Raw genomic sequence first — 19229 nt, 5'->3', positions numbered from 1 at the left:
GATATATTTAAGTAATCTTGAGTCAAGGCAAGCTAATGACTTACAGTTTCCCTCTCAAAAAGCAGTGGCTTTTCTCCGGAGCCCCCGTCGTCAATGAGAAGCACGACGCTTTAAGAACATCGCTTTTCCCTTTGACAGGTGTCGGGGGGCGTCGGGGGGGACGGTTGGAGCCCTCCCTACGGGAGTTTGAAGTCCCCCCCGACCCGTACTTTGCATACTTTCGTACGGGACCGAAAGTATGGGCCCGTCCGGCCTGAGGACAGAGAGAAAATTAGAAAAAATAAGGGTTAAGGGGCAATCAGCCCCAAGAAGAAAAAGAAGAATAAAATGAGTATTAATGCCGCGTAGTGCGATAGACGCTTTGAGTCCCCGTCCGGCCTGAGGATAAAATGAATAAATTGAAGAAATTATGGTTAAGGGGCAATCGGCCCCAAGAAGAAAAAGAAGAATAAATGAGTATTAAGACCACGGAGCGCGATAGCCGCTTTGTGTCCCCGCCCGGCCTGAGGACAGGCTTATTTCGGTGAACCGAACGGAATCAATTCGCTTTTTTTCAACCGGCTCGCGTCGAATCGGAAATGCCCGCTGATTTCGCCGCAGCGCGTCAGCGCGTCCTCCTCGCGCTCCGGCTGTCCCGCGTTGTGGAGCAAATAGGGAATGCCGCTTTTGTCCCTGCGGTCGGAGATGATCCCGATGTGATGGGTCCCGAACGTGACGATGTCGCCGGGCTGCCACTCGGCGATCTGTTTCGGGTCCGTCGTCAGAGAAACGGCGTGCCGCTCAAAATAGATTTTCAAAACGGCCGTGCGGCGGAAGTCGATGTTGGGGTCCGGCTTTCCATCGACGGGATAAGCGGGCGTGTGCTCCGCAATATCCCGGTCCACCATGTCTTTCAGGCAGTACCCGGCGTTCCGGAAGGCGCGCCAGACAAGGTCTGTGCAGGCGCCGGAGCCATCCGGCGGGTATCCGCCCCGATAGTAGGAATTGTCGTATTTCGGTTTGCCCTGCGCGTCTTTGCGGGCGCCAAGCAGAAAATCGGTGTAATCGTCCGTGCCGTTTCCATTGAAATCCACTGGGCTGTGAACGGTCTGAATCCCGAAGTCCTCAGCCGATCGATCCTCCTTCGGCGGCGTGTCGCTTTGCCCCGGCGACAGGCTGCCGCCGCCGTTTTGCGGGCGCAGCCAGAGGACGGTAAGGCAGGCCCCGAAGGCAAGCGCCGCGATCAGGATGAAAAGAATAAATCGGTTTCGGCGAATCGCCATAAAAAGTCCCTCCCGCGGGCCGGTCATCGGTTCTGTTTTTTGTCCGGAGGAGCAAGCAGAAGCCTGGTCTCCCCGGGATTCAGGGTGACGAGCTTGGAAGCGATGCGGGGATGCTTGAGGCGCACGCGGACCATGTCGCGCAGGGCTTGCCCACCGTTGTAGCCGTGGATGACCCGGATTTCCCTGACCTGCGGCCCGGCTTGGGAAAGAAGATGCTCCAGACGGCGCTTTGCGTCCTCCGCCGTCAGGCCGTGAAGATCCGCTTCCAGAACGGAACCCGTCTTTGAAATATGCATGGCGATTCACCTCTCCGAATTTATTATAACACGGAGTGAGAAAAAAGGGACGAAGCATGCTCTGCACGATTGGATTTTTATATGGTTTCTGATATAATGGGAATGGTCGGGGGTGAGACCGGTGAAAGTGGTTGATTTGCGAAATCTGTTTACCAGCAGCAATGTGTCGCTGATCGAATTTGACGGTGATAAAATCTATTATGCTGAGGAAAAATCGGAGGAAGGGCACAACAGCCTCTTCCTTCTCGAATACAACCTGAAAACACGCCGGGAGCGCATTGTCGCGAATTATTTTTTGACGGACCCGGCTTATGTGCAGCATTTTTTCAGCTTCCCGGAAGACCTTGTCATCGTCATGGAATCCGGAGAAAGCACGGTCTGGATTCTGCGCGTGGATAAGAATACCGGAGCGGAAAAGAACATGGCCCGGCTGAACTTCATCGGGACCTTTGCCGAGTGCCGCGCACTGGATGAAAGCCATGTGCTTCTGTACACATCCGCGAATGAAAGGCATCGGCAGTTGTTTCACGAATATAAAAGACTGACGGGGCTTTCCCGGGTTGCCTATCTGTACGACCTGGAGGAGGGCCGGTACTATTACGCCCGCGACCCGCGCATCTGCAACGGGAACGCGGGGAGCCTGCTTTCCTATGACCAGAGCGGGGAACGGCAGCTTCTGGTGCTGCAGCCGCACGGGGACGAGGAGGAAAAGCTGAAATGCTTTCACAATATGCGCTGGCTGGGCGACAATATCAACGACAACGTCTGGCTTTGCCCTCTGCTTGACTTTATCGTATCCGTCAAGGCGGGGGAGGAATGCGTTCCCCTTGAGCTCATCCTCAGCGCAGGGACCAGCGGCCTGGTGCGCTATGTCGGGATGGACGACGGCAGTCTGTATTTCCGCGCGAGGTATTTCCCGACCGGGGACCAGCGCCTGTGCGCCTATGACAAGCAGACCGGGCGAAAATCGGTTGCCGCGACGCTCAGCCTGGGGCAGGACGAAGAGGATGCCCTCTTCAGCATCGACCCGCAGGGGGGGCGCGCCTACCGCATTGCGGAGGGCGACGGCTTCTGCGAGGTGACGGGCGTCCTGAATTCGAAGATTCATGCCAAATATCCCGGCGATCTTGGTAAATTTGTAACCTGCGTGGACGATCGGTTCATCATCGCGCGTTACATCCTTTCAGACGGAAAGGATTCGTTTGAATTCAATTCGATTTATGACGTGGAAAACGAAACGCAGAAAAGCTATGAATGCCGTTGTGCGGTGAAGGGCGGCACGGTCGTGCTGTACTAGAGGGCGCCGCGTAATACACAACGGAAAAAAACGAACTGCGCTCCCGCCGGAGCGCAGTTCCTACAGGGAAGCGCGGGATTACAGAAAATACCGCGCTTCCTTTTTCTGCTTGCTTTCCCTTTGGAGAAACCGGCCCGGCAGGGAACCAAACCGGAACTGAACGGCGCGTGCGCCCTTGGGACAGGCTCTGACGCACGCAAAGCATCGAATGCAGGCTTTTTCGTCGATGCGGAGCGTGTTCGGGTCAATCGCGCCCATCGGGCAAATACGCGCGCACGCGCCGCACCGAGGACAAAATTCCAGCTGGAAACGCGGAGGGCGCGCGAAGGCCTTTGCGGCGCTCTTTGGCAAAATACGTCCGGGCAGCGGGATTTTCCCTTTCGGAATCAGAAAGGACAGGGCGGAAGCGTCCTTTGCCGCGAGGAGTTTTTGCGTGATTTTTCGCCCGAATTCCTGCGCGGCGGCAAGATCCTTTTCGTTGGGGCGGCCCGCCTCAACCGGAAAATCCGGGGTGGAAAAGGAATGCTGACCGAGAAAGGCGCCCGCTGCGGCGGGAACGAAACCGCGGGCTTCGGCGATTTCCGCGAGTTCGTTCAGCGTGACGCCGTAATCAATGCCGCCGTAAACGGCGACAAAAACGGCGGGCCTGCCTCCTCCGTCCATTCCGTTCAGGCAGGAAAGCAGAAACGCGGGGACTCTGCCCGCGTAGACCGGAACCCCGAGGATCAAAAGGTCGGCGCAGGCGGCGGGGAGCGGGACGCGGTTTTCCTTCCGGGTCAGATCCGTTTCCCGGAGAATGGAAGCGCCGGTTCCCTCCGCGACGGCACGGACGGTTTTGCGCGTTGTGCCTGTGGGAGAGAAATAAATCAGTTCGACAGTTTTCAGTTCCATGTTGCACCCGATTTCGTTATGTTGGCTGCCCATATTTTACCACGATTTTCCCGCCGCGGCAAGGAACCGGGGACGCGAAAAGCCGCCGGAAAGCGTCTGCTTCCCGGCGGCTCTTTCAGTTTAAATGATCGGCGGTTACTTTTCCGTAGCGAACATGGACGGGTCGTAAGAATCGATCGCCTTTTCGTTTATGGTCACTCCGCTAACAGAGTCAGCTTCCTTGGAAATCTCGTCGGAAAATTCCTGCCCCTTGTAATCGGCAAGCAGGTTGTTCCTGCCGTCGTCGGTTTTCATCTCGTCGGCGGTTTTCTTTGCAATGTCATTCTTGGTCGCCAGAATGTAGAGGTAACCGTTTGAAATTGCGGCCGCCTTGGTTTCGCCGGCTTTCATTCCGTCGAGCAGCTTGACAAGGTCGTCCGGATAACCTTGAAGATTTGTCTTGAGGTTCGCGGTGTCGTTCTGAACCGAAGTGGTGGAGTCAACTGATTTGTATGCGTCCGCCGCCTGCTGCAGCGTCATGGTTCCGGCGCTGATTTTGGAGGTGTAGTCGTTGAATTTCGCTTCGGCCTTTTTCTTTTCGTCGTCGGTGAAAGAAGCCGAATAGTTTCCGCTCGCATCCGTTTTATAAAGCTTGCACAGCACATAGGAAAAATCGGTGTAGTTCTTTTCAAAGAAACTCTTCAGTTCGTCGTCGGGAACCGCCTTGGCTCCGCTTTTGCCATAGGTGGCCTGAAAAACCTTCTGGTATTTCGTGCTGTATTCCGCCGCGGCGAGCTGATAGGAGCTTTCCGCAATTCCGTAGCCCTCCAGCGTGCTCTGGTAGTTTGCCCAGGAGCTGTCGGCGCTTTTCTTGATGGATGCCTTTTCAGCGTCCGTCAGCGTCAGCTTCAGATCCTTCATTTTCTGGTCGATGACGAAAAGCGATTTGGTTGAATTCAGCGCTTTTTCGCGAATCCACGTTTTGGCGTCCTTGCCGTCGATTTTCCGGTCCAGCACGGAAGTTTCCGCGGCCTGGGAGGAGGCGCTGCCGGAGGCCGTATCGCCCGCCTGGCTGGAAGCGCTGTAATACGCGGCGTACAGCTCGTAAATATAGCTGCCGATCGGCACGGTCAGGCTGTCGTTTTTCGCGGCCCAGCTCTTGTCGGAGGAACACGCGGCCGTGGAGGCCAGCATAACCGCGGCAAGGAGCAGCGCGGCGATCTTTTTCATTCTTTTCATTTGACACACTCCGATATTCTTAACATTCTTCCCAAAGGCTTTGCTTCATGATTGCAATTATACACTTTTTCCGGTACCCTGTCCATGCTTTTTTCGGGCGGCCGTGTATGCTCATCCGGATTTCATCCGTCAGGAAGGAGCTTCCATCAGCCTGAGCGCCTGTGAAAGCGTCTGCAGCGGAGTTTCGTCCGGGACGATCTTCACGCTGACATAGGGCTTTGCGCCCGCGTTGAGCAGAACCCTGCCGCGCAGCGCGGACACCAGCGCGCCGACCTTTTTCATGTCGATTCGGTCGGAGTAGAGGAAGATCGAGCTTTCCTGCTGGCGCACCTCGCGGATGCCGAGACGGGAGGCGACGTTGCGCAGAAGCGCGATGTCGATCAGGCCGTTCACGCTGGCGGGCGGTTCGCCGAACCGGTCGATCAGTTCGTCCGTGACGTCCAGCGCGTCCTCCTGCGTGCGGATGTCCGCAATGCGGCGGTAGATGTCGAGCCGCTGGTTCAGGTCGGTAATGTAGCTTTCCGGGATATGCGCGGTAACCTGCATGTCGACCAGGCACTCTTCGCCGTATTCCTGCACCAGCTTGCCCTTCGCGCGGTCGACGGCTTCCCCCAGCAGATGCAGGTACATGTCGTAGCCGACGGCCTCCATGTGCCCGTGCTGCTCGCCGCCCAGAATGTTCCCCGCGCCGCGGATTTCAAGGTCGCGCATCGCGATTTTGAACCCGGAGCCGAACTCCGTGAACTGCCGGATGGCGGAAAGGCGCTTCTGCGCGATTTCGGAGAGCGCCTTGTCGCGCTTGAAGGTCAGGTAGGCGAACGCCCGCCGGCTGGAACGCCCGACGCGCCCGCGGATCTGATGCAGCTGGGACAGGCCCATGTGGTCGGCGTTGTCAATAATCAGCGTGTTGACGTTCGGCACATCCACGCCGGTTTCGATAATCGTCGTGCAAACCAGAACGTCGATCTCCTGCTCGATCAGGCGCCGCCAGACCTCCGAAAGCTCCTGTTCGTTCATTTTCCCGTGGCCGAAGCCGACCTTCGCCTCCGGAATTGCCTGCTGAATCCGTGTTGCGACCTGTTGGATGCTTCCCACATCGTTGTGCAGATAGTAAACCTGCCCGCCGCGCCGCAGCTCGCGGCGGATGGCTTCGAAGAGGATGCCGCCGTCATGCTCCAGCACATAGGTCTGCACCGGGTGCCGGTCGTGCGGCGCTTCTTCAATTACGCTCATGTCGCGGATTCCGGACAGCGCCATGTTCAGCGTCCGGGGGATCGGCGTCGCCGAAAGCGTGAGGACGTCCACGTCCTTGTACCGCGTTTTCAGCCGTTCTTTCTGCGCGACTCCGAAGCGCTGCTCCTCGTCAACGATGATGAGGCCCAGGTTTCGGAATTCCACATCCTTGGAAATCAGCCGGTGCGTGCCGACGACCATGTCGATTTCGCCGCGGGCGAGCTTTTTGATGATTTCGGCCTGCTCCTTTGCCGAGCGGAAGCGCGAAAGCAGCTCGACGCGGATGGGGAACCCCTCCATGCGGCGGGTGATGGTCTGGTAATGCTGCCACGCGAGAATCGTCGTGGGCACCAGCATCGCGCACTGCATGGAGTCGGTGATGCACTTGAACGCGGCGCGCAGGGCCACCTCCGTTTTGCCGAAGCCGACGTCTCCGCACAGCAGGCGGTCCATCGGCGCGCTCTTTTCCATGTCGGATTTGATTTCCTCGATGCAGCGGAGCTGATCTTCGGTTTCCTCAAATTCGAAATGCGCTTCAAAATCACGCTGCCATTCGGAGTCCGGGGCAAACGCGTGCCCTTTGGCCTGCATGCGCTGGGCGTACAGGCGGATCAGGTCATCCGCAATGTCCTTGACGGCGCGGCGCACCTTTGCCTTCGCCTTCTGCCAGTCGCTTCCGCCCAGACGGCTCAGTCGGATGGCGGCGTCCTCCCGCGGGCCGATGTATTTGGAAACCATGTCGAGCTGTGTCACGGGAACATACAAAAGGTCGTTTTTGGCGTAGCGCACCTTGATGTAGTCCTTGACGACACCGTTCATGTCGATTTTGTGGATTCCCTCGAATACGCCGATGCCGTGCGAGGCATGGACGATGTAGTCCCCCGGCGTCAGGTCGGAGATGCTGTAAATCGCTTCGCCGCTTTTTTTCTTTTTTTGCTTTTTTACCTGAGGAAGCACCGCGCGCCCGTGGGTGATCAGGCCGAAGAAAGCCCCGGGGTACTCAATCCCGCCGGAGAGCGCGCCGAGGGTCACGACCACTTCTCCGCGTTCGATTTTCTTCGGGCTTTCCACAAACGCCGCGTTGATTCCCTTTGCCTGAAGGTCCGCCGCGACGTTGCGCGCCGCGCGTTCGGAGCCGCAGAGTACGGCGCAGGCCCAGCGGTTAAAGAGCATGTTCTGAAGATCCTCGGTCAGAAGCTGGATGCTGCCGCCCCAGGAGGAAAGCTGGCGCGCGTTCATGCCGGTCAGAGTGCGCACCGGCGTTTCATAGCCGCCGTGGACAAACGCGTCCAGGTAAACCGCGCCGAAGCGCTCGAACGCCGCGAGCGCAGAGGCCCAGTCCCCGCTGTAGCTGTCCAGTCCCCGGCACAGGGTGCCGTCCGAGAGAAGCTCCCTGAGATCCTCACCCCACTGCCACAGCACGCTTCGCATCCGTTCCCGCAATTTGACCGGTTCGCTGACAAACAGCAGCATGTCCTGCGAAAGATAACTGAAAAGCGTCGCTTTTTCTCCATACAGAAGGGGCAGGTATTTGTCCGCGCAGCCGAGGTGCAGGCCGCCGCTCAGCTTGTCTGCCTGTTCGTTTAAAACGGCCTTTGCCGCCGGCGCAGCCTTGCCCCTCAGCTCCGCCGCAAGGTGACGGAGCTGTTCGGCCAGAATCTGCGGATGCTCGATCAGCGCTTCCGCGGCGGGTTCGATGGTCGCCGAGGGGATGGATTCCGTCCGCCGCTGGGAGACGGGGTCGAACAGAGAGAGAGAGTCGACCTCCTCCCCGAAAAATTCCGCGCGGACCGGCGCTTCGCCGCCCGGCGGATAAAAATCGAGGATTCCGCCCCGCGCGGCGAACTGCCCCGCGCCTTCAATCTGGGCGGCGCGCTCGTACCCGCAGGCGGCGAGGACGCTGAGCACCCGCTCCATCGGAACGCTTTTGCCCGTTTCCAGCGTGACGGTGCGGCGCCTGAGCTCGGCGGGCGGAATGGTGAGCTGAAGGGCGGCGTCAATGCAGCAGACAACCGCGTCGCAGGTGCCTGAAATCAGGCGCTCCAAAACCTGAAGCCGCTGATGCTCGTATTCGTGGGAGCTGCCCTCCGCGTCGTGGAACGAAAAGTCGCGCGCCGGGTAGAACAGGGGCCTCAGGCCCATCGCCGTCAGGTCGGCGCACAGGCGCTGCGCCTCCGCCTCGTCTCCGGCGACGACAAAAGCCCTGCGCCGCCGGTCCGCGCAGAGCGAATAGATGATGTTTGCTTTGTGGACCCCGGAAACCCCGGTCACCGCGGCGGGCAGCATCCGGCTGTCAACGGCGGCTTCCAGGTCTGAAAATTCCTTGAGCCCTCGGATCGCGTTTGTCAGAAATTTCATGAAAATCCCCTTGTTGAATATGAAGGTGTGATCAGGGCAGCCGCTTTTTCAGTTCTTTCGCAGCAGGTTCCGGATGAAAAGGATCGGGGCGATGACGCCGAGAACCTTCAACAGCAGGCGAGAATCAGGCCGACAATGGTCCGGAAGGACTTCCTTTCGGCCTCAGCCGTTATACAGATTCATGGCCTCGGCGGCTTTGCCCTGCACCATCAGCGCGACGGCGTCGTTCGCGTGGGCGGCGGCCTCCTGAAACCGCTTGAGGTCGTCCGGCGAAAAGCGGGAGAGAACCCAGTCCGCGAGGTCCCACCGCCGGTCCGGGCGGTCGCCCGTGCCGAGCTTGATGCGCGGAAAGCGGTCGCTGCCGGAAAGGTAGATGATGTTTTTCATCCCGTTCTGACCGCCGTCGCTCCCTTTCATGCGAATGCGGAGTTTTCCGGGCGGAAAGCTGATGTCGTCAAAAAGCACGATGACGTGTTCGGGCGGGATATGATAGAAGTTCATCGCTTCCACCACGCTCTGCCCGCTCAGGTTCATATAGGTGCCGGGCTTTAAAAGCAGCACGTTTTTTCCGCCGATCCGCGCCGGCGCGCAGAGGCCCTTAAATTTCAGCCGGTCGATTTTTACCCCGGCCTGTTCGGCGATGTAGTCGACGGCCATGAACCCCGCGTTATGGCGCGTCCCGTCGTATTTGGAGCCCGGGTTGCCCAAACCCACGACCAGGTATTCGACCGGTCCCGCCGGCTGCGGGCGGAGGTGCAACAGGTTGTTCAGCATAAAATTCTCCCTTGAAAAGAATGCGGAAACGGGCGGGACGGATGATCCGCCCCGCCTTTTGTTCCGCTTCCCGGGTGTGGCGCCCGGGCGCGATGCCCTGTATCGTAAGCTGTTATTCCTGCCGGAATCAGACAAACATGGGGGAAACCGGTTTGTCTTCGTAAATGCGGTCGATCGCTTCCGCAAACAGCGGGGCGACGGAGAACACCGTCATGTTCGGCAGCATTTTTTCCTCCGGGATCGGAACGGTGCTGAGCAGGAAGACGTTTTTGATCGGGCTGTTCTGAATCCGCTCGATCGCCGGGCCGGACAGAACGCCGTGGGTCGCACAGGCGGTCACCTGGGTCGCGCCGTTGTCCATAATGGCCTGCGCGGCGTTGCAGAGGGTTCCGGCGGTGTCGATCATGTCGTCCACCAGAATGATCTTTTTTCCCTTTACGCTGCCGATGATGTTCATCACTTCGCAGACGTTGGCCTTCTGGCGGCGTTTGTCCACAATGGCGAGCGGCACGCCGAGACGGTCGGCGAAGTTGCGCGCCCGCGTGACGGAGCCGAGGTCGGGGGATACCACGACGTATTCGTCGGCGTGCCCGGCAATCAGTTCCTTCATGTGGGAAGCGAGAAGCGGCACCCCGAGCAGATGGTCGACCGGAATGTTGAAGAAGCCCTGAATCTGCGACGCGTGCAGGTCCATGGTCAGAACGCGGTTCGCGCCGGCCGTGGTCAGGAGGTCGGCGCAGAGCTTTGCCGTGATGGGGTCGTGCGCCTTTGCCTTGCGGTCCTGGCGGGCGTAGCCGAAGTACGGCATGACGGCGGTGATTCTGGCGGCGGAAGCGCGCTTCATGGCGTCGATCATGATAAGCAGCTCCATCAGGTTACTGTTGACGGGAGCGCAGGTGGACTGCACGATGAAGCAGTCGGAGCCGCGGACCGAATCGTAGAGAGAAACCGAAATTTCGCCGTCGCTGAATGTGCCGACGTCGCTTCTGCCCAGAGGAAGCCCGAGGCATTTGGCGATCTTTTTAGCCGTTTCCTGGCTCGCGCTGGCGGCGAAGATTTTGATGTCTTTCCCATGAAAACTCATTTGTGTTTATCCCCCTAATTTTTGTCTGTCTTTGCCTGATTGGTCATGAATGTATATGGAGCAACGGTTTGCCCAGGTTGAATGGTGCACCCGCTGCACTGTACCGAATTGAGAACCGTGCCCTCGCCGACCGCGCAGTCGGTCAGAACGGTGTTCGGCCCGACGACGCAGCCCGCCCCCACAGAGGTCCTGCCGCGCAGGATGGTTCCCGGCAGAATGCTGACGTTGCGGCCGATGGAGACGTCCGGCCCGACGATAACTCCGTCGCTGCAGGGAATATCGGTGCCCTCCAGAAGGTGGGCGGTCAGGATCTTTTCGCGCGCGATGCGGTTCAGCTCGGCAAGCTGAAGGCAGTCGTTGGCGCCCAGCACCGCCTGTGCGCTGCCGGCTTTGCAGGCGTCCGCCTCCGCGTCCCGTTCAATCAGGAGCCGCACGGCGTCCGTCAAATAGTATTCCCCCTGGGCGTTGTCGTTCCTGATTTCCGAGAGAATTCCCAGCAGGGCCTTTGTTTGAAACCAGTATGCCCCGGAATTGATCTCCTGAATCTTTTGCACTTCGGGGGAAGCGTCTTTTTGTTCCACAATGGCGGCAAGTCTGCCGGTCTGCGGGTCGCGCACAATGCGCCCGTAACCCGCGGGGTCGGGCAGCTCCGCCGAAATCACCGTAACGGCGTTTTCGTTTTCACAGTGGATTTCGTAGGCGTTCTGAATTTCTTTCGAGCTGACAAACGGGGAATCCCCGTTCAGGACCAGAACGCTGCCGCCTTCATTTGAGCGCAAAAAATCGGCCGCCATCATCACGGCGTGCCCGGTGCCCCTGCGCTGCGGCTGATAAACGGTGCGAAGGCCGGGGTCGTATTCCGACAAATATTGCTCCACCTGTTCGTGCAGGTGCCCGGTGACAACACACAGGCGCCCGATTCCAGCCGCCTTTACGGAATCGAGAACCCATTCCAGCATCGGCTTGAACAGGACGGGCGCGAGAGCCTTGGGGCACTCCCGCTTCATCCGTTTTCCCTCTCCCGCGGCAAGAATCACGGCGCAATTTTCCTGTGGCATGCTGATTCCTCCGTATCTTGGGGTTTGCGTATTCATGTGTACCGAATTTCTTCGCTTCTATTATCTCATATTCAATTTTTTTTTCAAGCCATTTCCGTGCATCTGTTAAATTTTGTACAATGATCTGTTAAAAATCGATTGACTTGTGCCATAATATGGAATAGAATGGAAAAAAGGAATTAAAGAATGGAAAACTATGGGGTCATCGGCATGATGAAGCTCAGGCAGCGCTTGTTGGAAAGGGGATTTTCCATGAGGTTTTTTCATGCGGACTGGGTCGAGGTCTACCTTGGAACGGATTACGGGGAGTACCTTAGAAAGCAGACTCTTCTACAAAACTCCGGCGTAAAATTCAAGGCGAAAACCAGGAAGAATTCGCGCCGGTTTTCCATGAATTTTTTGGGTTGCAAAAGACTGGGACTAACCCGGGGAGGCCCCCGAATCAAGGATTATTATGTCATTCTTGTTCCGCGTGAAAACGCTGTTTATGCGGGACGATTGCTGGAATGACGCGAAGTTGATCCGGCTGGAATTTTCTGTGAAATCAGGGAAAAAATAATGTTTGTGATTTGGAAAAAGTTATAGCATTTGATTCCCGCATTTGGTATAATACAGGTTGAGCGATTTGCGATCGTCCGCGAATGTTCAATACATTATTATAAAAATCTTTTTTCAGGAGGTAGTTTAATGAGCAATAAATTCCTTTATTATTTCTCCGAGGGCAGTGAAGCTTTTCACGGCGACATGACCACGATGAAGAATACCCTGGGCGGCAAGGGCGCGGGTCTGGCGGAAATGACCGCAGCCGGGATGCCGGTTCCGCAGGGCTTTACCATCACGACCGACGCCTGTACCCAGTACTACAAAGACGGCCGCCAGATCAACGCGGATATCGAGAAGGATATTTTTGAGCATATGAAGGGCCTGGAGAAAATCACAGGGAAAACCTTCGGCGACATCAGCAACCCGCTGCTGGTATCCGTCCGTTCCGGCGCGCGCCAGTCCATGCCAGGCATGATGGACACGATCCTGAACCTGGGCCTCAACGACGAATCCGTTGAGGGTCTGGCGAGAAAGACAAACAACGCACGTTTTGCTTACGACAGCTACCGCCGTTTTGTTCAGATGTTCGCGGACGTTGTCATGGGCGTTTCCAAGAGCCTGTTTGAAGAAGAGATCGATAAAATGAAGGCGGAAAAGGGCGTTAAGAACGACGTGGACCTGACCGCCGAAGACCTGAAACAGCTGGTCGCAGTTTTCAAGAAGATTTACGAGGACAACGAGCACAAGCCGTTCCCGCAGGACCCGAAGGAACAGCTGATCGAGGCTGTTAAGGCTGTTTTCCGTTCCTGGGACAACCCCCGCGCGAACGTTTACCGCAAGATGAACGAAATTCCGTATGAGTGGGGCACCGCCGTCAATGTTCAGCAGATGGCGTTCGGCAACTCCGGCGATAACTCCGGTACGGGCGTTGCGTTTACCCGCAACCCGGCTACCGGCGAAAAGGCGCTGTTCGGCGAATACCTGATCAACGCGCAGGGCGAAGACGTCGTCGCGGGCGTCCGCACACCGTCCCCGATCAGCCATTTGAAGGACCAGATGCCGCAGGTGTACGATCAGTTCGTTGAGATTGCAACACGCCTTGAAAACCATTTCAAGGATATGCAGGACATGGAGTTCACTATCGAGGACGGCCACCTGTTCATGCTGCAGACCCGCAACGGCAAGCGTACCGCCGCCGCTGCTCTGAAAGTTGCGTGCGACCTTGTGGATGAGGGCATGATCAACGAGGAAGAGGCTGTTTTCCGCGTGGAGCCCAAGCAGCTTGACGCGCTTCTGCATCCTCAGTTTGACGCGGAAGTACTGAAAAAATCGAAAGAAATCGGACACGGCCTCGCGGCGTCTCCGGGAGCTGCCTGCGGCAAGGTTGTCTTCTCCGCGGAAGACGCCAAGGAATGGGCTACGAAGGGTGAAAAAGTCATCCTGGTCCGCCTGGAAACCTCTCCGGAGGATATTGAAGGCATGGCGGTTGCGCAGGGCATCCTGACCGTACGCGGCGGCATGACCTCCCACGCGGCGGTTGTCGCGCGCGGCATGGGCACCTGCTGTGTCTCCGGCTGCGGCGAAATCACCGTCGACTACGACAAGAAGCAGTTTACTCTCGCCGGCAAGACCGTAAAGGAAGGCGACTATATCTCCATCGACGGTTCGACCGGCAAGGTGTACGACACCGCGATTCCGACCGTTCCGGCGTCCATTTCCGGCAACTTCGGCCGCTTTATGGCCTGGGCCGACAAAGCCCGCAAGCTGCAGGTTTACACCAATGCCGACACTCCGCGCGATGCGAAGCAGGCCCGTGAGTTCGGCGCGGAAGGCATCGGCCTGTGCCGCACGGAGCACATGTTCTTTGAAGGCGAGCGCATCAAGGCCATGCGTGAGATGATCGTCGCGAAGACGGTTGAGGAACGCAAGGTGGCTCTTGCAAAGCTCCTGCCGTACCAGCAGGGCGATTTTGAGGGCCTGTACGAGGTCATGGAGGGCCGCCCGGTCATTATCCGTTACCTCGATCCGCCGCTGCATGAATTCCTGCCGACCAAGGAAGAGGATATCAAAGAAATCGCCGGCGAACTGAAAATCACCGTCGAAGAGCTCAAGAACGTCATCTCCAGCCTGCATGAATTCAACCCGATGATGGGCCACCGCGGATGCCGTCTGTCCGTTTCCTATCCGGAAATCGCGGAGATGCAGACCACCGCTGTGATCAATGCGGCAATCAACGTGAACAAAAAGCATCCGGAATTCAAAACCGAGCCGAACATCATGATTCCGCTGGTCGGCGAAATCAAGGAGCTCAAATTTGTGAAAGACATCGTAACCTCCACAGCCGACAGGATCATCAAGGAAGCCGGCGTGGATCTGAACTATCAGGTCGGCACCATGATCGAGATTCCGCGCGCCGCTCTGACCGCGGGCGATATCGCCAAGGAAGCCGAGTTCTTCAGCTTCGGTACCAACGACCTGACCCAGATGACCTTCGGATTCAGCCGCGACGATGCCGGCAAGTTCCTCGATTCCTACTACGAGAACAAGATCTATGAATCCGATCCGTTCGCGCACCTTGACCAGGTGGGCGTCGGCAAGCTGATCAAGATGGCGGTGGCCGACGGCCGCGCCACCCGCCCGGATATCCACCTTGGCATCTGCGGCGAACACGGCGGCGATCCGTCTTCCGTGGAGTTCTGCCATTTCGCGGGTCTCAATTACGTTTCCTGCTCGCCGTTCCGCGTGCCGATCGCGCGTTTGGCGGCTGCGCAGGCTGCCATAAAGGAGAAAAGGGCGAAAGCCTGATTCCCGCTTCTAAAGTTTTCAGTTTCCCCTGCGCGTCTACGCGCAGGGGAATTCTTTTTCAAAAAGGAGGTCGGATCAAATGCTGAAAAGACAGGTGAAAATCCTACTGATCGCAATGCAGCTGCTACTGATCGGGATGCAGTTTCTGCCCGTCGGAAGGGCAGCCGACACCGCAGGTTCCGATGGCGCCAAGTCTCTGAGCGTTTTCAGTATGATTTCGCGCTACGCCGGCATGGGGTTTGCAAACGACGCTCTGGTTTACCTGCTGCTTTCGTGCCTGCTTCCGGTTTTAACCATTCTGCTGCTGATTTTCCTGAAAACGCGTTACAATTACGGTACGGCGGCGGGTCTCAGCGCGTTTTACATGCTGGCGGCGGCATGCTTTTTCAGCGCGGCAAAGCGAAAGATGGTGGATACCGTCATGCTGACGGGGCTGCACTACCTGATCATACTGGTATCAATTTTATCTCTGGCACTTGCCTCCTGGGGATTTTGTCTCTGCGCGCCGCCGTCCGACGCGGATTAAACCGGCAATGAAAAAAGCACCCGAAAAGGCTTGACTTTTTTCACCGAATCTATTATAATAATAAAGCTGTCCAAAAGGGCAGCTTTCAAAATGCGCTCGTAGCTCAGCTGGATAGAGTGTCTGACTACGAATCAGAAGGTCAGGGGTTCGAATCCCTTCGGGCGCGCCAAATATGGTACTGGGGCAAAGTGAACATCATTTTGCCCTTGTTATCATAAAATCAAGTGTTTAGGTTTTTAAGCATTTGATTTTATGATAAATTGCTAAACTACGGACGCTTGTTTGTCGGTACCCGTTCCAATGGTACACCGATTAACCGTTACGGACTTCTCCGGCGTATTACCCCGTGCATCTTTCCATGTTTTCTCGATATGCTGAGTTGCTCCTCTTAATTATGAATCATCGCAGAAGCAGCATATTGGTATCTGTACCGCAAGCGTGAAGTCAAGTAGGTAAATTCGAACATTGAGTTTGGGCCTCAATGTTGGACTTGACTTATTTGTCAAAGTGCGCCAACCTCGCGCAACTGGCTTTTTAAGGTCAGAAACAAGAGGTACACAACGGTCGTTGTGGAAATCGTGAACTGGTACGTCCACGATCTTGCTTTTGTAAAAAAGGCAATAAAAAAGCAAGAGCCTGAACGCAGTCTGGAAGAAACTGTTACGCTCAAGACTCTTGACAAGTATATGATTACCATGCTACCATTAATGTAACACAGAAAACCAACCCTGTTGATGGCTAATTAGTCTTCGGAACGTAACGTGTTTTTACGTTTTGATTAGTGTAAAGAATTTAGTAGATTCTTTACAGCTAATGTAAGCTGTTGATAGGGTTATTTTATTTTCTCCTATTATTATATCACTTGGGCCCATAAAATGCAATATATTTCCACTTAACCTTTGTTAAGAATTTTTATAAAGCATAATGACTTTCTTTATGCGTTTGCGTTATAGAAATTTTAAGGCATTAACTTGGATGGTTAACGCTTACAACAATAAACGAGCGGGTAATTATAATTTGTATGAACAATATCTGCAAAATGGAAAACAAAATCTATTATTTAAAAAGATGAGACATTAGTGTTTAACTCGGACATTTTGTCCGAGTTTTTTTCTTAAATTTCCATTGATATTTAAGGACACATGTTCTATGCTAATGTAAGAACACGTGTTTGGAAATGAGAATTTGGAACGGGTCATTCTTCACAGCGACTGCAATAGCTTTTATGCCTCCGTGGAATGCCTGCACCGGCCGGAGATCAGGGAAAAGCCGGTCGCGGTCGGCGGCGACGTTGAGCAGCGGCACGGCATTATCCTGACGAAAAACCAGATCGCGAAATGGAACTGCTGAACCGGGTGCCGCCGGAGCTGGCAAGAATCCCGGTGTAAAGACGAATAGAAAAGAGTAACGGACGCTTCCGGGATAAAAGCCGGAGGCGTCCGTTTTTGTGTTTTTATTGGCATATTTCGTTGAATTTACTGTTTTGTGAGAATATAATGGTGGAAGAAAGTATTTGCTGGACAAGGTTAGGGCTGTTGCCCAGGAGCCCGGCAATGACGTATTTTAGCAAAAATGGGAAGCTCGATTGCTGATAGAGATGGGCTATATAATGTTCTGCCAAGTACTTACATAATGGAAATTATGGCTTTTCATATGGGAGGTAACTATGGAACGTCCGGTTTACTATGCACATACCCTTGAAGGGGAAAACGAGGAAAAGTGGCAGACCATTAAAGTACATTCCGAAAACGTCGCAAAGCTTGTAAAGAAATTTTCTGCGGCATGGTGCACGAATGAATATGCCGAAGATCTCGGACTGCTGCACGATGCGGGAAAATACCAGGCCGATTTTCAGCGCCGTCTGCACGGTGAAAAGCTGTCTGTGGAGCACTCGATTGCCGGAGCAAAACGATGGCTTGAAATGAAGTGGCCGGAATCGGGGGCATATTGCATTGCCGGGCACCACAGCGGTCTGCCGGATGTGGGCAACCGGACCGATTCGGAAGACGAACCCACACTTCTCGGACGCATTAAAAGAGAACAGCAGGATTTTACCACCTGCAAAGACGAGCTTGCACTAACTGAAATCAACGCCTTCCCCGCGAAGGATGCCGTTTGCGTGAACGGCAGCAGCGCGGAGGATATTAAAAAAGAATACGCCTTTTGGACGCGGATGATGTTTTCCTGTCTGACCGATGCCGATTATCTTGACACTGAGGAATTCTGCAGCGGCCGAAAGGAACGGGGGATTCATGCAGACTTTATGGCGTGCTGCGATCTGATTAATCAGCATATCTCGCAGTTTCAGACGGATACTCCCGTCAAACGAGCCCGTGAAGCTCTGCGCAGTCAGGTTATGTCACACGCGGATGAAAAGGCCGACATTTATCTGATTCATATGCCCACGGGAAGCGGCAAGACGCTCACCAGCATGCAGTTCGCGCTCGAAAGAGCAGTTCGGTCTCATAAAAAGCACATTATTTATGTGATTCCTTACACAAGCATCATTGAACAGAATGCGAAGGTGTTCAAAGACATCTTTGGAGCCGAAACCATTTTGGAACACCACTGCAATTTTGATTACGAATCAGTTAAAGACGCCGATATGCGCAAAAGACTCAAACGAACGGCTGAAAACTGGGACGCATCCATCATTGTGACAACCAACGTGCAGTTCTTTGAATCGGTTTATGGCAATAGGAGCAGTGAGCTTCGCAAACTGCACAACATTGCCGACAGCGTCATTGTGTTCGACGAAGCACATATGTTCCCCAGCCTGTTTTTTCAACCGTGTCTGGAAGCTGTTCGAATTCTGACCCAGAGATATCACTGTGAAGCGGTCTTCATGACGGCCACCATGCCCGATTTTCACACATGGATGCGTGAATTCGGCTGCGGCGGCGTAAAATCCCTCGACCTGACGGAAGATAAAAGCAGTTTTCCTATCTTTGACCGCTGCAAAATCGAATCTCTTGGACGGCGCTCGTCGGAAAAGCTGGCAGGTCTCGCGGCGGAGGCTGAAAATTCGCTCATCGTTGTCAACTCCCGCAAGGCCGCAAGAAGGATTTATCAGCTGCTGCCGGGGAAAAAATATCATCTCTCGACTTACATGACCCACGACGACCGCAGCAGGGTCATCGCCGAAGTGAGGAATTCCCTTGTAAATCGCGAACATTTCTGCCTGGTCTCCACATCGCTCATCGAAGCCGGCGTAGATTTGGATTTCGACCTTGTTTTCCGCGAACTTGCAGGGCTTGACAATCTGCTCCAAACTGCCGGGCGCTGTAACCGTGAGGGCAAAAAGCGGGACTGCAAAACTTATGCCTTTGAGTTTGAGGAGGAAGACTTGCGGCCCCAAAGCAATGAATTTGTGATTAAGCAATCGTTCTGCCGCGAAGTGTTTCAAAGATATGACGATGTCGCTTCTCCAGAAGCAGTCGAGTTTTACTTTAACCGGCTTTATGCCTATACGCTTGACAGCAGAAAATCGATGGATTTCAAAGCGGCGTTCTCCCCCGCTTCCTGCGGCATTGACGGATTCGGATTCAATTACGCCCGATATGCCCGCGATTTTCGCCTGATTGACGAAAACACGCAGCCGCTCGTGATCGTTACCGAAGAAAACAGGGAGACGGTTATGCCGCTGCTGAAAGCTGCCGCCTACGGCGGGATGGCCGCCGTGAGGCGGCTCCAGAAGTATTCAATTTCGCTGCGCCCATACGAATTTGAGAAACTGACCAAGGCCGGCGCTGTCTGTGACGAAAAAGGAGTCCGCTACCTTGGCTGCGAGCGGTATTACAGTAGAGAAACCGGAATTCTGTTTGAAAACAATGAAGCCAATATCTGGTGAAATTATCTTGCCACAAGAAAGATTAAGGAGGTTT

13 protein-coding genes, 1 tRNA gene and 1 pseudogene are annotated in these 19229 nt (G+C 55.3%); 7 read left to right on the top strand and 8 right to left on the bottom strand.

The window, feature by feature from the left end:
• Positions 1-515 precede the first annotated feature (515 nt).
• Both ACLQ3M_RS08130 and ACLQ3M_RS08125 read right to left on the bottom strand, forming a co-directional pair.
• Positions 516-1262 carry a DUF1287 domain-containing protein gene (locus ACLQ3M_RS08130; protein WP_411677196.1) on the bottom strand — a complete coding sequence of 249 codons (747 nt, stop codon included), beginning with the start codon at positions 1260-1262 and terminating at the stop codon, positions 516-518.
• A gap of 23 nt (positions 1263-1285) precedes the next feature.
• On the bottom strand, positions 1286-1558 hold the full coding sequence (locus tag ACLQ3M_RS08125; RefSeq protein WP_411677195.1) for a Smr/MutS family protein: 273 nt from the start codon (positions 1556-1558) through the stop codon (positions 1286-1288).
• A 121-nt stretch (positions 1559-1679) separates the two neighbouring features.
• Between ACLQ3M_RS08125 and ACLQ3M_RS08120 the strand changes: the two genes are divergently transcribed.
• Positions 1680-2855 (top strand): hypothetical protein, encoded by a 1176-nt coding sequence (locus ACLQ3M_RS08120; RefSeq protein WP_411677194.1) that lies wholly within the window; start codon positions 1680-1682, stop codon positions 2853-2855.
• A gap of 78 nt (positions 2856-2933) precedes the next feature.
• Here ACLQ3M_RS08120 and ACLQ3M_RS08115 read toward each other — a convergent pair whose 3' ends face one another.
• From ACLQ3M_RS08115 to ACLQ3M_RS08090, 6 genes are all read right to left on the bottom strand, one after another.
• Positions 2934-3779, bottom strand: coding sequence for an EFR1 family ferrodoxin (locus ACLQ3M_RS08115; protein WP_411677193.1), 846 nt, complete (start codon positions 3777-3779; stop codon positions 2934-2936).
• 102 nt (positions 3780-3881) lie between these two features.
• A complete protein-coding gene (locus ACLQ3M_RS08110; RefSeq protein ID WP_411677192.1) occupies positions 3882-4964 on the bottom strand; it encodes a hypothetical protein in 1083 nt (360 codons plus the stop codon).
• A 129-nt stretch (positions 4965-5093) separates the two neighbouring features.
• On the bottom strand, positions 5094-8555 hold the full coding sequence (gene mfd / locus ACLQ3M_RS08105; RefSeq protein WP_411677191.1) for a transcription-repair coupling factor: 3462 nt from the start codon (positions 8553-8555) through the stop codon (positions 5094-5096).
• Between the two features lie 162 nt (positions 8556-8717).
• Positions 8718-9329 (bottom strand): aminoacyl-tRNA hydrolase, encoded by a 612-nt coding sequence (pth, locus tag ACLQ3M_RS08100; protein WP_411677190.1) that lies wholly within the window; start codon positions 9327-9329, stop codon positions 8718-8720.
• A 127-nt stretch (positions 9330-9456) separates the two neighbouring features.
• On the bottom strand, positions 9457-10413 hold the full coding sequence (locus ACLQ3M_RS08095; RefSeq protein ID WP_411677189.1) for a ribose-phosphate diphosphokinase: 957 nt from the start codon (positions 10411-10413) through the stop codon (positions 9457-9459).
• Between the two features lie 14 nt (positions 10414-10427).
• On the bottom strand, positions 10428-11471 hold the full coding sequence (locus ACLQ3M_RS08090; protein ID WP_411677188.1) for a sugar phosphate nucleotidyltransferase: 1044 nt from the start codon (positions 11469-11471) through the stop codon (positions 10428-10430).
• Positions 11472-11657: 186 nt separating this feature from the next.
• Between ACLQ3M_RS08090 and ACLQ3M_RS08085 the strand changes: the two genes are divergently transcribed.
• From ACLQ3M_RS08085 to cas3, 6 genes and pseudogenes are all read left to right on the top strand, one after another.
• On the top strand, positions 11658-11981 hold the full coding sequence (locus ACLQ3M_RS08085; protein WP_411677187.1) for a hypothetical protein: 324 nt from the start codon (positions 11658-11660) through the stop codon (positions 11979-11981).
• A 177-nt stretch (positions 11982-12158) separates the two neighbouring features.
• Entirely contained in the window at positions 12159-14819 is a 2661-nt protein-coding gene (ppdK, locus tag ACLQ3M_RS08080; protein ID WP_411677186.1) for a pyruvate, phosphate dikinase, read from the top strand.
• Positions 14820-14898: 79 nt separating this feature from the next.
• Positions 14899-15345: a hypothetical protein gene (locus tag ACLQ3M_RS08075; protein WP_411677185.1), complete on the top strand. Its 447-nt coding sequence runs from the start codon at positions 14899-14901 to the stop codon at positions 15343-15345.
• 92 nt (positions 15346-15437) lie between these two features.
• A tRNA-Arg gene (locus ACLQ3M_RS08070) sits at positions 15438-15514 on the top strand.
• 1016 nt (positions 15515-16530) lie between these two features.
• Positions 16531-16683 (top strand): annotated as a pseudogene (locus tag ACLQ3M_RS08065) (DNA polymerase IV); the annotation flags it as partial.
• 328 nt (positions 16684-17011) lie between these two features.
• The gene (gene cas3, locus ACLQ3M_RS08060) at positions 17012-19195 is read left to right on the top strand and encodes a CRISPR-associated helicase Cas3' (RefSeq protein WP_411677184.1); all 2184 of its coding nucleotides are present in this window, start codon (positions 17012-17014) and stop codon (positions 19193-19195) included.
• The last annotated feature ends 34 nt before the right edge of the window (positions 19196-19229 follow it).

Origin of the sequence: Caproicibacter sp. (genome assembly GCF_046707225.1) — a bacterium.
GTDB lineage: Bacteria > Bacillota > Clostridia > Oscillospirales > Acutalibacteraceae > Caproicibacter.
Note: the sequence above shows the minus strand (reverse complement) of the source record. Positions and strands in the feature narration are given on the sequence as shown.